Consider the following 13,682-nt stretch of genomic DNA (forward strand, 5'->3'; position numbering starts at 1 on the left):
TTATCGGAGCTTTTCTCAGCTTACAAGGTGGCGCTGGTTTCACTGCCGTGAGGCTATGGTGGTAAATATGAGGCGCCGTGGGGATCAGGTTTACCAAGAGGATCTCGAACAGTCGGTGATCGACTTAGTCAGGGTCGGTGCCGGCGGGCACGCCGCAGGTGTTCGGCAACTTGCGGGTCGACTCGTCCGCACAGTCCCCACCGGCGTGTCCGATGCGGAAGCGTTTCGGGCGGCAGTGCACGATGCGTTGTCGACGGCACAGCCCGCACACGGTCTCCGGTTCGACAGTGGAGCGATTCCCGCGGACGCAGAGGGATTTCATCTGCTCGCCGACGTGGATGCGCTTCCCGACGGAGATCGACTTATCGTCAACACGCGGGTGACTGCGGAATTGCACGAGCTCGTCGCCGAACGGCAGCGCGCGGATGAGCTAGCCAGGCTGGCCATTCCGCTCAGCCGTACCGTTCTACTCTCCGGTCCGCCTGGCGTAGGGAAGACGCTGGCGAGTCGCTGGCTGGCGCAACAGCTTAATTTGCCCTTAGTAAGCCTGGACCTCGCCTCCGTGGTCTCCAGCTACCTTGGCAGCTCTGGCCGAAATATCCGAGCGGTGCTCGACTATGCCAAGTCAGGGCCGTGCGTGCTCCTGCTCGATGAATTTGATGCCGTCGCTAAACGCCGTGATGATGACAGCGACATCGGCGAGTTGAAACGCATCGTCAACGTCATCCTCGTCGAGCTCGATCGGTGGCCGGAGACGAGTTTGCTGGTTGCTGCGACGAACCACCCGCAACTGCTGGATGCGGCGATCGATCGACGCTTCGATCGTGTCATTGAGTTTCCGCTGCCGGATCAGGAGGAGCGACGCGCCCTGCTCGAGCAAGCGAACAGCGGTGGCGGCGTCAGCAACGAGACGATCGAGCTGACCGCCGCCTTGTGGGAAGGAGCCAGCCAGGCAGTAATACTGCGATTTTGGGACGGCTGCCGGCGGAAAGCGGTTCTCCATGACACCCCCCTTGATGAAGCAATCACAGCCGAATGTGTGACACAGTTCCCGACATCAGCGCTGCGCGGCCAGGTGTGGCGGCACGCGCATGAACGATTCGGTATGTCGAACCGGCGAATTGCTGGGCTTGCCGGGTTGAGCCATCCGACGGTGGCGGCAGGGATACGGCACGCGGGGGAAACGCGATGACAGATGCGTCCGGGGTGACGAGCACAGCGCGCAGACTGCTGCTCAACGGCGAGGGGCTGCGCATCGATGTCGAGTCCGCTCCCTCCGGCGGCGGGCCGAAGTACGAACCCTTCACCTCCGAGCAAGCACGCACTCGATTGCTGCCGCAGATCCGGTCGATGCGCTCGGCGCTGACGAATCTTCCGGAGCAGCTCCGAGCCGATTCGCACGTCTACATTGAAGCGAAGCTGCTGCCGAACTACATCGCCCCCACCTACTCCCCTGAAGCGTTGCTGGCATTCATCGGCGCCGTACCGGTGGGATCCCGAGCCGACGTCGGCGTGCTCAGGACGGCGTCGAAAACCCAACAAAGCGGCACGCGCCGACTAATTCTCGCCGTCAATGAATCAGGCCTAGACCGCCTCGAGAATCTCGTGGATACCCGTGGCAGCGGCCGAAGCGCCCTACAAGCGTTCGCCCAAATCCGGCGCCTGGACGACGTGAGCACGCCGAGCAGCGCGACCGTTCTCCGAGGCACCCCGCCGGTCGGGGAGGCTGAGGAGCCCAACCCGAGTGAACTGCTGTGGGAATCAGTCCTTCATCCGCGCAGTGTCCACTCCGGCGAACCGGTCCCGATTGACCAGGACAGCCTGGAACGGTGGATCGCGCTCGTCGCAGCTTCCGGCGGAACGGTGCACCGGAACTTCCTCCGACAGGTTGGCGGTCTGACATTTTTGCCCGTTCGAGCACCTCGCGCCGCCGCGGAGACGCTTGCACGCTTCAACCCGCTTCGCGTCCTCCGACCGATGCCAGCAATCCGTCCGCGACCACGGTTTGGCCTGCGTAGTGGTGCACGCCTGGCTCCTCCAGCTGCAAGCGGCACAGTCGGCCGAGCCACCACTGTCGCTGTATTCGACGGCGGTGTGGATGATCCCCACAACTCCGGCCTGTTTTCCATCGTTCGGACTGATTTGACTCCTGAGCCGCCGGACTCGGACGACTTGGTGCACGGTACCGGTGTCACGGGAGCAGTCCTCTACGGGCGAGTAGGACAGGGCCAGCAAGCACCGCAGCCGCCCCTTCCTGTGGAGAGCTACCGCGTGATGCCAGCGCCCTATGTCCCGGGCGATCTCGACGGGTACTGGATCCTTGATCGGATCAAGGATGCGCTTGCGAACGACCGCCACAAGCTTGTCAACCTCAGCCTGGGGCCAACGTTGGCAGTTGAGGACGACATGGAGCCGAACCGCTGGACCGCGGAATTGGACCAGCTTGCCTGGGAGCGAGACATCGTCTTCGTTGTTGCTGCCGGCAATGATGGACAGGAAGACCAACGGACCGGTCTGCACCGAGTGCAAGTGCCGGCCGACATGGCCAACGCCGTCTCCGTCGGTTCCTGCGATGCCCCCACTCCGCTCCGGCCGTGGGTGCGGGCGCCTTATTCGTCCATGGGGCCCGGTCGACCTGGAAACCGCGTGCAGCCGCTTGGGGTGCAGTTCGGCGGCGTTGACTGGAGCATGTTCGATGTTCTGCGCTCTGACGGATCGTTCCTCGAAGCCAGCGGCACCAGCTTTTCAGCGCCGCTAGTCACCCACGCACTCGCCGACCTCGCGACACGCCTCCCGCGGGTCAACAGCAGCGTCATGCGCGCCTTCGCAGTCCACTTCGCTGAACGACACCGCGCGTATCGTGCCAAGCAGAACGAGTTCGGGTTCGGTCGTCTCCCGCTCTCCTTCGCCGATGCACTCGACTGCACTGCAGATGACGTGCACGTTCTCTACGTGGACCAGATCGTCCGCGGCGACATCCTTGGCTATCAGGTTCCAGTGCCACGCGGCTTCGTCGGCGCGGCGACAATGAAGGTGACTCTCGCCTACGCGTCACCCGTCGAACCTACCCAGCCGACTGAGTACACCTCGGCGTCCCTGGAGCTGACCTTGCGACCCAACCGCAACATCTTTCGGTTCTCGCCCCCAACCGGTGCAACAGACACCCCGCGAAACGTGGATCTCCGATCCACGGACGCGCGCACCCTTCTCACTAACGGCTGGACACCCAGCCAGGAGCCGCTCACAAAGACGCTCACCGGAACGACCAGCCGCAACGAAGCAGACCTTCGCGATTCCGGCAAATGGGAGACGTTACGACACCATCGGGTGTCGTTTGCCGCTGGTGAAGCCGATGACCCACGCCTAGAGCTCCGCTACGTCGCCCGCCGAGCGGGTGCACTCAGCGCCGCCCCAACCGACGTGCCCTTCGCCATCTTGATCTCTGTCACCGACACGGAGCGCACCGGCGCGCTCTACGACGCGGTCACCGCGCAGTTCTCCGCCCTACGCCCAGTGCAGCGGGTCAGCGGGCAGGTTCGACTGCGGGGCGCTCGTCCAACGACCTGGTACTGACCGGAACAGGGCCGGTATGGAACCGACGACAATCCGCGACGAAGCGACCGCGCTTGGACATCTTGGTCCAGCAGCGTTCAAGATGATGACTAGCGTCTTCACCGCAGAGGTACCGCGCTTTCCGGGACTAGTGCCACCCGATGAGATCGGGGACCTCATCAATGGGTTCTTCGAGGACAAGAACACCGGTTACGTGGACGCGGTCGTCGCTGCGCCCACCGACGCAGCCGCGACCCGCCTAACGCGAAAATGGGCCGAACGATGGCTCGTCGACCGGGTCCGGAGGCTGCCGTGGGGCGCGTTGCGCAACCGGCTCGAGAAACGACTCGAGCGTTCGCCGTTGTTCGCCCCGTGCTCGGTGGCGCACTACTGGCGAGAAGCAGATGGGGAAGACGCCGATCGGCCGTTCACCCACGCACAACTACGCGGAATCGCGCTGGCCGCTCACGTCGACGTTACAGTCCCCCCAGGCGGCGGACCGGTGACGCTCGGTCGCGCTGGGCAGTTGGAAGAACTCATCCGGCAGCTGTTACGTGTTGCCGGTCGGCTGAGTATTAGCGACATCACACGTGTTTGTGCGGACCGCTTTCCGTCAGTGATGCTGAGCGGTGACGCGCACCGGTCGGTGGTCGATCCGGACGTTAGCGAGTTCGACAACGTCTACGCCGCCTACGACTCAGTGCATGCGACCCTCGACCATCTAAGTGACGCGGCGCGTGCCAGCGCGTTGCTGCCATCACTGACCCCTCGGGAGCGAATCATCATCAGGCACAGCGAGGACATGACAGCTCTCGCAGACGCTCTTGGCGTCGGACGCAGTAGCGCTTACACAGCCCTGAACCGGCTTCGAGCGCGGTTGATTGAGCTCGCCGGCGACGACGAGCGCGGGATGGCCACCATGAAAAACATCATCGGCCTGGTACTGGACGAAGATGCCCCTGTCCCGTCTTCACCCTATGAAGACCTGGAGGACTCTCGTGCCAGCTGAGGCAGCAGACCGCTGGTTCGCGCTCGCGAAGCAATTCCCGATGAGCCCGAAGCCACGGGGATCGATGCTACGCAGCACAACCCACGCCGACATAGTGCGAATAGGTCAACTGCGCCAGGCGGACTGGCGGGAAGCCAGCGCAATGCTAGTGATCGACGGTATCGACGACGAGGCCGCCCTAGCTTGGGCATTCCCGGCGACCCTCGAGCCGGACGTCGCGGACAGCAGAACAGTTATCGTCGATGCCGACGCTAGCCCTGTCAGCGGGCCGATCAGTGTTTGGCCAACTCAGGCCGCCTGGATCCCATTCGCTGCGCTGGATGCGGTTGTTGCCTCTCTGTCACCGGCGGTGCTGCGCGCCGTTAAAGGCCCTCAGCGGCCAGACTCGATCCCCGACGCGACCGCCGGGGTGCGTCGAGGACACGCGGACCCTCCGCTTGGATCTGCATGCGCTATGGCGATAGATGACCTGTTGGACGCGACAGAGACACTGCAGCAGGCGCCTCGACTGACACCACGACAAGCAGTGCCAACACCGCCGAATGTTGCAACGATCACGCTCTCCACGATCATGCAGGCCCTGCAAGTCTCACAACCCAGGGCAATGGCGATTCGCCTGGGCAAGGAGCAACTCACCGCCGAGGAGATTCGCACTCTCGCTGCTGCAGGTGAAGTCACCGTCGGCGACATCAAGGCGTTGCAACTGCCGTTGCCAGATGACCTTGACCGGGAGCTGCAGGAGCCACGCTGGCGTCCGGTCGTTCGCGCGCGTTCCATTAACGGTGACGAAGCCGAGGCAAGACGGCGACTGGGTTACGAGGCGTTTCAGCTTGCTGCCCGCGAATCGGGGGACGGCCGCGACCGGTGGCGGCAACGGCTAGAGGCAGTCGTCGCTATGCGGGGCCAGTGACGTGCTACGAACCTTCGACGCGACTCCGGCGCAAGTCGACGCGATGCTTGCAGTGTGGACTGCACGCGGCGGTGAGATCGAAGCATTAACACTTGACGCAATCGGGGAGTTGCGGCGCCGAACCGACCTAACGGTGGCAATGGTGCCGGAGTTTGTCCCACGTGAGTACGCCCAGGGTTGCTCGGTGGCCGGCGGCTACCGGTGGGATCCGCCCACATTGCTTGTGACCGAGTCCATGTCAACGAGACGGCAGCAATTTACGGCCCTCCACGAGCTCGGACATCACCTGCAGAAAACCGATCTAAGCCTGGGCACAACCGTCGTTGCGCATCCTCGCCCCGAGGAGTTCGAGGACGCGTGTTGCGACGCGTTTGCCGCCCGGATTCTCCTTCCCGATGATCTGGTGGCCCTGCACGCGCCATCCGGTCCTACCGCAGTAGGGGCCGCCGGTCTCTTCGACTCATCGAACGCGTCCAGGGCAGCGATCTGCGTCCGACTCGCAGGAGCGCTTCAATCGCCGGGGGTAGTAGCAGTCCTGGACTCCACCGGCACCGTGAGCTTCGCCGCGGCACAGGGAGGCATATTCCCGCCCGCCCGCGGCAGCGATCAACGAGAGAATCCGCTAGTACGCTCAGCGCTGGCCGCCAACGACCCTGCCCGTGCGCTCATGCTCAACGATGCACAGATTTGGTACCAAAGCGGACATTCTTCGATCCGGCTTTACGGTCAGGCAGCATGGTCAGGGGATCGACTCTTCCTCGTGCAGGTCGAATATGGGGCCTCCTGGCTGCAGTACTCCCCGCCCCGCGATGGCACAGCCGAGCGTGCCCGCAACTGGCGGGAACAGTGTGAACACTGCGGCGTTCGGTTTACCACCTCCTTCCGTTGCCCACGATGCCGTCAGCCGCGTTGCCCGGCGGGCCACTGCAGCTGCACCACGCGCGCGCTCCGCACCTGCCGCGAATGCTTCCTCGAAAAGACGTCCGCTCTGTTTCCAGCTGGCTCAGCCACCTGCTCCGACTGCCTCACCTAACCCAGCCCTGGACGCATCCGGGATTGTCCCGTCTCTGATCTGTGAGCAGGCACACGCCTCCTCACATCGAACAGAAACGAGGCGCCACCATGGCATCGCACGAACCCAACACCCGCACGATCGTCATCGATGGCGAGCAGACCAAGGTCCACCAGCGACGCTGCACCGGAGAGGAGCTGCGGAACCTGACCTCCCCGCCAGCCGAGCACATCTGGCTTGACGTATCGGATGCGCAAGATCACCCCATCGCCGACACGGTCACACTCACCCTCACCGACGGAATGAGGTTCTTCACCGATCGCCCCCGAACGGTGACCATCGACAAGGTGGACTACCAGGTGCGCTCGGCGTCCCTGATGGAGCAGCAGCTGCGCGAACTGCCCACGCCGCCCGTTCCTGAAGACCACGGGATTTGGCGAGACATCCCCGACGCGCTCGATGAGCCAATCAAGGTCGGTGAGATCGTCCCGGTCGCCGCCGGAGACCGGTTCTTCACCGGTCCACTCCCGATGCGCGACGTCCGGGTCCTTGTAAACAACCTCCCCGTCATCCTGCGGGGCGCACGGCACACAGGTGCGTCGATCAAGGCGGCCGCCATCGCTCACGGGGTTCCAATCCAACCGGATTTCCTGCTCTCCATCAAGGATGGGCAGAAGTACCGCACCGTCAGCGACGACAAGCACGTCCGTGTCCACGCGGGCGATGAGTTTCGCGCCCTCGACGGGGACGACAACTCATGAGTGTGGTGGCCATCAGCGACGCCATCCGCAACGCGGTCGACGAACTGCAGCACACCTTCCCCGGGGCAACTGTCACCGCCGAAAGCGACGGGCAAGGCGGCGCGTGGGTGCAAATCGACCCAGTACCGCTCGGGCCGACGTATCAGGAGGAGACCTCCTGGATTGCGTTCCAGATCACGTACCCGTATCCAGAGGCCGACGTATACCCGCTCTTCATTCGGTCTGACCTGCACCGCCGAGACGGCAACCAGCTCGGAATCGCCTTTCAGAAGGTCACATGGGGTCCGCGCGCAGAGCCGGGAACGCAGCTATCTCGCCGAAGCAATCGGCTCAACCCGGCGGTGGATACCGCGGCCACCAAGGTCTTGAAGGTCCTTCTTTGGCTGGAGACCGAATGAACGGCGCATGGTCGGTCACAATGACCGAAGAACAGTGGCGCGCACTCGAAACGCACCTGTTTCCGGGTGACGGTGACGAACACGGCGCCGTGCTGCGGTGCGGCATGGCAACGAGTAGCCGCGGTAACCGGCTCCTCGTCCGCGACGTTGTGCCGGCTGTCGACGGCAGGGACTACGTCCCCGGAGATCGCGGCTACCGCAAACTCACCGCTGCCTTCGCTGCAGAAAACATAGACGTGTGCGCGGAGGAGCGCCTCGCATACCTCGCTGTACACAACCACGGGGGTAACACCCATGTCGGTTTCTCCGCAACAGACATGGCGTCGCACGAACGGGGATACCCAGCACTGCTCGGCATCAACGACGGTCTACCCGTAGGGGCGCTCGTGTTCGCTCAAGACGCAGTTGCCGGTGACATTTGGACGGCAGACGGACGCCGTCACGAGATCACACATCTCCGCGTCTGCGGACGACCCGAGATGAACCTCACCCCCGAACCAACAGCGGTTGCTGCGGCCGACCCTACCTACGACCGGCAAGCACGGATTTTCGGCGATCGCGGCCAAGCGATCCTCGCGGCCTCGCGGGTCGCCGTTGTCGGAGTCGGCGGAGCTGGTTCTCTCGTCAGCGAATACCTCGCACGACTCGGCGTCGGCGAGATCATCCTGATCGATCCTGATCGATTGGACGAGACAAACCTCCCGCGCGTCGTCGGCGCACGCCGTCGCGACCTGCCGGCAGCGCTCCTACCCACGTGGGTGCCCCGCCGGGTCATTGACGCGGCGACTCGACGGTCGACATTGAAAGTACGGATTGCTGCCCGCGTGGCACGGGAAGCGTCCCCGGCTTCTCAGATCACTGCGATTCCGCGGTCCGTTCTCGACGCGGACGTCGCCACTGTCCTGACAGACTGCGACCACATCTTCCTCGCCGCAGACTCTGCGCTGGCACGCCGTCTGGTGAACTCCATCACGCATCAGTATTTGGTGCCGCATACGCAGGTAGGCGCAAAAGTATCCGTCAGCGATGGACGTGTCAGCGACATTTTCTCGATCTCACGCATGAGCGCCCCTGGCAGTGGGTGCCTGCGATGCAATGGACTCATTCCGGCATCGCGGCTCACCGAAGAAGCCACCAGCGAGATTCAGCGACGCCGTCAGCGTTACGTTGATGACGCCGACGTACATGCCCCGAGCGTCATCTCGTTGAACGCTGTGGCCGCATCCCGCGCCGTCGACGATTGGCTCATGAATGTCGGCGGCTTGATTGCACCCGGGTCGAGCCCTAACCACTGGGTTTCCTACTCCCCCATGACCGATGAAACCTTCGACTTCGAACCGGTTACCGAGCCGGACTGTCCGCATTGCGGACCAAGCCGGTTCGCCCGCGGAGACGCAGTTCCCCTCCTCGCCCGGCCCGCGTCAGCATGAGGACAGCGCAACCAGGACTGAGCCGGTCGAGGACTCGTGAAGGACCCTTGAGTGTTCGAATTTCTCGAGTCACGGGAGACGTCGCAGGCGCGAGCTCGAGTAGGCCAATTCAGATACCCAGATACATAGATACCTATCAAGGTCTCATCGTCTACCGGGAGCGCTCCGGGCGGTCCTGGGATCGACCCGCACCGCGTCCGCGGCTCGTCTTCGGGACGTTGACCTGGTTGGTCCTCGCGGCGGCTTCACTGGCCGGTCGTCCTTGGGCGATGTCAGCACGCATGCGCACGTCGATCGTCGCCTGCGGGATGTCATGCGCCTTCAGCTCGTTCGCGGTCGCCTCGCGGCGCGCGGCACTGTCGTACTTCAGCTGCCCCTCGCTGCGCGCGGCGCCCACGCGGGCCTGGTCTACGCCCACCGCTCCCTCGGGAACGCGCTCCCGGAGGCCCTGCGCGGTGGGCTCGGGCTCGCGGTAGAGCTGGGCCTGCGATCGTGCATCTGACGCGAGCTCGTTCAGCTGCGCCGGCGTCTGCTCCGGGGTGCCTCCCTGGGAGGCGAGCATTTCGTACTCGCGCGCTTGCAGCTCGAGTCGAGCGGCCTCGTCCAAGCGAGAGGTGTCGACGGTGCGGTCTCCGTTGTCGCCAGCACCCGTGCCAGGATCCGTACCGCGCTGCGCGTCGGCGGCGCGCGCGTCGAGCCGGTCGGCTTCCTGCACAGCCTGGATGGCCTGAGCGAAGTTGGTCGCGGCGGTCCCGCGCTCTCCTCGTGCGGCCTGGTCGCGGTCGAGCTCGACCTGGGCGAGGGCGACGCGGACTGCTTGCGGGTCGACGTCGAGGTTCGCGACGTCGACGCCGTAGCGCTCCTTCGCTTCGCGCGCGATCGTCTCGGCGGCGGCCTGGGCGCGCGGGTCGAAGTCTTTCCACTGCTGCGCCGTCTCGTGCATGCCGGCGACTTGGGCGATGCCTGCGCGGTCCCACCACTCGGGGCGTTGCACGAGCATCAGGCGGGCGCCGGCGACGTCGCGCTCGCCCTCGAACCGGGCTTGGAGCAGGCGCTGCTCCTGCTCGCTCTGCCGCTGCGCGTTGCGGGCGAGTTCCTCACGGGCGCGGGCGAACTTGTCGGCGAGTTGCGCGGCGACCGCGAGCGCGATCCGCGCGGCCTGGCCTACCTCGTCTTCGACGCTGGTGTCGTCACTCATCGGAGTCCCCTATCTCTCGTGTGCGTCGCAGTCGGTCGCGCCGGTCGTTCGTGGTGCGGGCTGCGCGAGCTCGGGTTGCGCGGTCGGCGTGAGCTTCGTCGGCAGCGGTCTGCCTCGACCTGCTGCGAGGTCCGCGCGCTGCTTCACCGCGCGTTCCTCGGGTGTGAGCGCGGCGAGGTTGTTCTCGGCGATCTGCGCGGCGTAGCTGTCGCGCACGGCGCGCAGGTTGTTCGTCACTGCGCGGGCCAGCTCTTGCGCACGACGGGCATCGCCGGCGGCCTGCGCGGCGCGGAAGATCGACACGGTCGTCTGGGAGAGCTGGCGTAGAAGAAGGGCCTCTGCGGCTGCGTTCTTCCCCTTGGTGGCTTGCGCGAGGATCAGCGCCGTGGTGTTCACCATCGACGGCATCGCAACCGGCCGCGGCCGACTCTGCGAAGGGGACAGCTGCGCCGATCGCGCGAGCACCCTCGACGTCTGCGCGAGCGGCCCCGGAGTCGTTTCCAAGCGCCGCGACCAGGCCGCATACGCGCCGGAGGTCTCTCGGGCGACGTGAGCCCAGGTGGCGTAATCGCCAGGGTCGAGCTGCGAGATGTACTCGTGCAGCCGGGTCATGTCCTCGGCGAACATCGTGAAGAACTGCGGGTTCATCTCGGACTCTTCACGTCCCGGCTGGACCGGGACGTAACGGTCGGGATTCTTCCGAGTCGCCCGCCACTCCCCCACCGCAGCCGACGCCGTCTCGGGGGTGTCCGGCCAGCTCTTCCGCAACTCCGGCAGCGTGAGATCTCGCGCGAGCCGCAGCCCGCTGTGCCACACCGGCTGCGCACCCTTCTCAGGCCGCAACGCGACGGAGTATCCGGTGACAACGTCGTTGCGGCCGGTCTCGAAGCGGGGCCGGATGAGGACGCCTTCGCGGCGCATCCGCCGCACGAACTCCGCCTCATCCATCGACGCCGACGCCGCCGCCCGGACCGTCCGCTCGAGGCGCGTCGCGTCGACCTCGACGGCACCGCGGCGGTGTGCGGATTCGCGTGCGGCGCGGCTCTCCTGACGTTGGGGCATGTCCTGCTCGCGCTCGGCGCGCAGTGGCTGCAGATCGAACTCGGTCTCGAGCTCGCGGACGATGTTCATCGCCCGGTGGAAGTCGTTGTGCGTGGACGCTTTCGTGCCGTCCTCCCGCACCAGCGCTACCGCGATGTGCACGTGATCGTTGCCGTTCGTCGACAGACCATGGCGCACGGCGACCCACCGGCACGCGGCCTTGCCGCTGACCTCAGTGAACCCCATCCGGTCCACGAACTCCTGCGCGATCTGACCCCACTTCTCATCCGACAGCAGACCCTCCTCCGCAGCGAGGGAGAGGGAGCAGTGCCAGACGCTCGCGTCGACGCGCTCCTTCAGCGTCTCCCCCGTGCCCGGATTCAGACGCGTCACCTGCCGGGACACCTCCACACCGAACTCACGCCGCGGCGCTTCCAGGCTCGCGGCGATCTCCAGCGCGGTCGCTCGGTCAAGAGAGTCGTAGCCGTACATCGTCATCACGGCCGAATCGCCGGCGACGAGGTGCTGCTCCGTGTGCTCGTTCGAGTTCCCCGGACCCACCAGATAGGTCATCAGGCCGCCCATGCGCGCGCCGCGCGTGACCTTCGCGATCACGTGCGATTCACCGCCGCCAACGCCGACTCGATCTGACGCGACAACGCCCGATACTCCACCAGCACGTCCTCCGCCTCCGCCACGAACCGGCGCTCCGTGTTCGCGTAACGAGCGATCTGGTTGACGTTGTTCGCGACGGTCGACATCTCCCGCTGCAGCTTGAACAGCATCGCCACCGCCTCCTTGCGCTCAGCAGCGGTCACGACGTTCGAGTCCATCGCGGACTCGAACAACAGCCGCGCCACGGTCACCTCCCGCACTTCCGCACGAGCACGCAACTGCACATCCTCAGAGGCCGTGACCTTCACCACGTACCGCTTCTCCCGACGCCCCTCGGGCACATTCGGTCGACGCTTCCGACCGAACAGCTGATGCTTCCCGTTCGACTCCGACACGAGAACCACCCACCCTTCAGCCCAGCGCAGCGAACCCGCCACCGGCGGGGAACCTACGGCCAGTATGCCCCGGACCAGCCGCGCAGCGGAAGGCCGGCGAGCGACATGGGACACCCATGTCTATTGCTTGCTCCTTCGATCGGAATCGAGAGCGCCTCGCCAACGAAGTTGGCTGGTGCTCGATCCGCGCAGCAGGATCGAGAGTGGTGGTCGCAAAGCGACTCGATTATCCTGGCGGCATGGCAGACAAGAGAATCGACCCCGACACCGCAGCCGCCTCCGCACGTGAACTGCTCGAACGATCCGTCGAAGAACGAGTCGCAGCAGTACGCTCCCTCGTCGCGGCGACCAACGACGTCGACACCGCGGACCAGGCAGCGAAGGACGCGCGCGACGCCCACAGCAGAGCGTGGGACGCGGCGCTCGCCTCCGGATGGAGCGACAAGGAACTGCGCGCCACCGGAGCCCGCGCTCCCGGCACCATCGGCGCAGCTCCTCGCGCTCGACGGTCCGCCCGACGTGCGACGGAGGAGACACCGGCTCCTGCACCGGAGCACAGCGAATGATGCACGACGAAGCGCGCGCCTAGGCTCACGCGCTGCTCACCTGTAGCGCGTCCGTCACGTCCGGCCGTCCATCCGACGCGGCACTCTGGCCTCCGGGTTGAGACCGTCAAGAGCGCTCCGCGTCCCCTTCGGGGATGACCCTCCGGGTCACACTTGACGGCCTCGCCCCGCCGGCCGACGCTCTGCTTATCGGATGGATGGCCTCAGAGAATCGACACCTGTAACGGTGCAACCGACACGACGGGAAACCGCATGACAGCCGCACATCCGGACGACGAGCTGCGCGCCTGGGCGGCCGGCGACAAGGGGCGCGAGGCAGCGACCGAACTGCTCATCCGCACCGGCCTCGCGAACGCCGACGAGCCGTGGATCCTGCACGACACCGGGTGGGGCGTCTACGCCGTCGACTACGACCGTGCACTCCACGGACACACCGGCCTCACCAGCGCCGACCTCGCGATCCTCACCCTCGCCGCCGCCCTCGCGGAAGGCACCCACATCTCCATCCGCCACGTCTCGCAGCAGCTCGACTACGAGCACGCGCGACACGCTCTCACCGCGATCGCGCACGCGGCCGGTTACCACCAGCCCACCCGCACTATCGACAACACGGGTCCCATGCCTCGCATCGTCCAGCGACCACCGCTGATCGCCTGGGACGACGACCCGGACTGAACGCCGAACGTCGATTTGCGGGGTCTGGTCTATCCCGCGTTTCGCCAGTAGCGTGACGGCGTGACGCCCCCCTCGTCGCGATGGAGACCCCCGCAGATGTCACGGTTCGCGGGGGTCTTC

At 65.5% G+C, this 13,682-nt stretch carries 13 protein-coding genes; 10 read left to right on the plus strand and 3 right to left on the minus strand.

Annotated elements, in window-relative coordinates; all coding sequences use genetic code 11:
- Positions 1–205: 205 nt before the first annotated feature.
- From IOC53_RS02305 to IOC53_RS02340, 8 genes are all read left to right on the plus strand, one after another.
- Complete coding sequence (locus IOC53_RS02305; RefSeq protein WP_207402770.1) at positions 206–1,192, plus strand: AAA family ATPase; 987 nt, start codon at positions 206–208, stop codon at positions 1,190–1,192.
- Positions 1,189–3,573 (plus strand): S8 family peptidase, encoded by a 2,385-nt coding sequence (locus IOC53_RS02310; RefSeq protein ID WP_207402771.1) that lies wholly within the window; start codon positions 1,189–1,191, stop codon positions 3,571–3,573. Before IOC53_RS02305 ends, IOC53_RS02310 begins: the two co-directional genes overlap by 4 nt.
- Before the next feature lie 16 nt (positions 3,574–3,589).
- Positions 3,590–4,561 (plus strand): sigma-70 family RNA polymerase sigma factor, encoded by a 972-nt coding sequence (locus IOC53_RS02315; RefSeq protein ID WP_207402772.1) that lies wholly within the window; start codon positions 3,590–3,592, stop codon positions 4,559–4,561.
- A gap of 454 nt (positions 4,562–5,015) precedes the next feature.
- A complete protein-coding gene (locus tag IOC53_RS02320) occupies positions 5,016–5,471 on the plus strand; it encodes a hypothetical protein (RefSeq protein WP_207402773.1) in 456 nt (151 codons plus the stop codon).
- Positions 5,472–5,610: 139 nt separating this feature from the next.
- Entirely contained in the window at positions 5,611–6,504 is an 894-nt protein-coding gene (locus IOC53_RS19615; RefSeq protein WP_374070169.1) for an ImmA/IrrE family metallo-endopeptidase, read from the plus strand.
- Between the two features lie 89 nt (positions 6,505–6,593).
- A complete protein-coding gene (locus tag IOC53_RS02330) occupies positions 6,594–7,244 on the plus strand; it encodes a multiubiquitin domain-containing protein (RefSeq protein WP_207402775.1) in 651 nt (216 codons plus the stop codon).
- A complete protein-coding gene (locus IOC53_RS02335) occupies positions 7,241–7,642 on the plus strand; it encodes a hypothetical protein (RefSeq protein ID WP_207402776.1) in 402 nt (133 codons plus the stop codon). Before IOC53_RS02330 ends, IOC53_RS02335 begins: the two co-directional genes overlap by 4 nt.
- Positions 7,643–7,662: 20 nt before the next feature.
- A complete protein-coding gene (locus IOC53_RS02340; protein WP_207402777.1) occupies positions 7,663–9,072 on the plus strand; it encodes a ThiF family adenylyltransferase in 1,410 nt (469 codons plus the stop codon).
- Positions 9,073–9,223: 151 nt separating this feature from the next.
- Here IOC53_RS02340 and IOC53_RS02345 read toward each other — a convergent pair whose 3' ends face one another.
- From IOC53_RS02345 to IOC53_RS19620, 3 genes are read right to left on the minus strand one after another with little or no spacing between them, the layout of a single operon-like run.
- Positions 9,224–10,270, minus strand: coding sequence for a hypothetical protein (locus IOC53_RS02345; protein ID WP_207402778.1), 1,047 nt, complete (start codon positions 10,268–10,270; stop codon positions 9,224–9,226).
- A 9-nt stretch (positions 10,271–10,279) separates the two neighbouring features.
- A complete protein-coding gene (locus tag IOC53_RS02350) occupies positions 10,280–11,926 on the minus strand; it encodes a relaxase/mobilization nuclease domain-containing protein (protein WP_207402779.1) in 1,647 nt (548 codons plus the stop codon).
- A complete protein-coding gene (locus IOC53_RS19620) occupies positions 11,923–12,435 on the minus strand; it encodes a MobC family plasmid mobilization relaxosome protein (RefSeq protein WP_374070159.1) in 513 nt (170 codons plus the stop codon). The genes IOC53_RS02350 and IOC53_RS19620 overlap by 4 nt, the downstream gene beginning before the upstream one ends.
- A gap of 125 nt (positions 12,436–12,560) precedes the next feature.
- On the opposite strand from IOC53_RS19620, the gene IOC53_RS02360 reads away from it, so the two are divergent.
- Positions 12,561–12,887: a hypothetical protein gene (locus IOC53_RS02360; protein ID WP_207402781.1), complete on the plus strand. Its 327-nt coding sequence runs from the start codon at positions 12,561–12,563 to the stop codon at positions 12,885–12,887.
- A 252-nt stretch (positions 12,888–13,139) separates the two neighbouring features.
- Positions 13,140–13,562: a hypothetical protein gene (locus IOC53_RS02365; protein ID WP_207402782.1), complete on the plus strand. Its 423-nt coding sequence runs from the start codon at positions 13,140–13,142 to the stop codon at positions 13,560–13,562.
- Positions 13,563–13,682: the final 120 nt, after the last annotated feature.

It is taken from the genome of Rathayibacter sp. SD072 (genome assembly GCF_017355185.1).
Lineage (GTDB): Bacteria > Actinomycetota > Actinomycetes > Actinomycetales > Microbacteriaceae > Rathayibacter.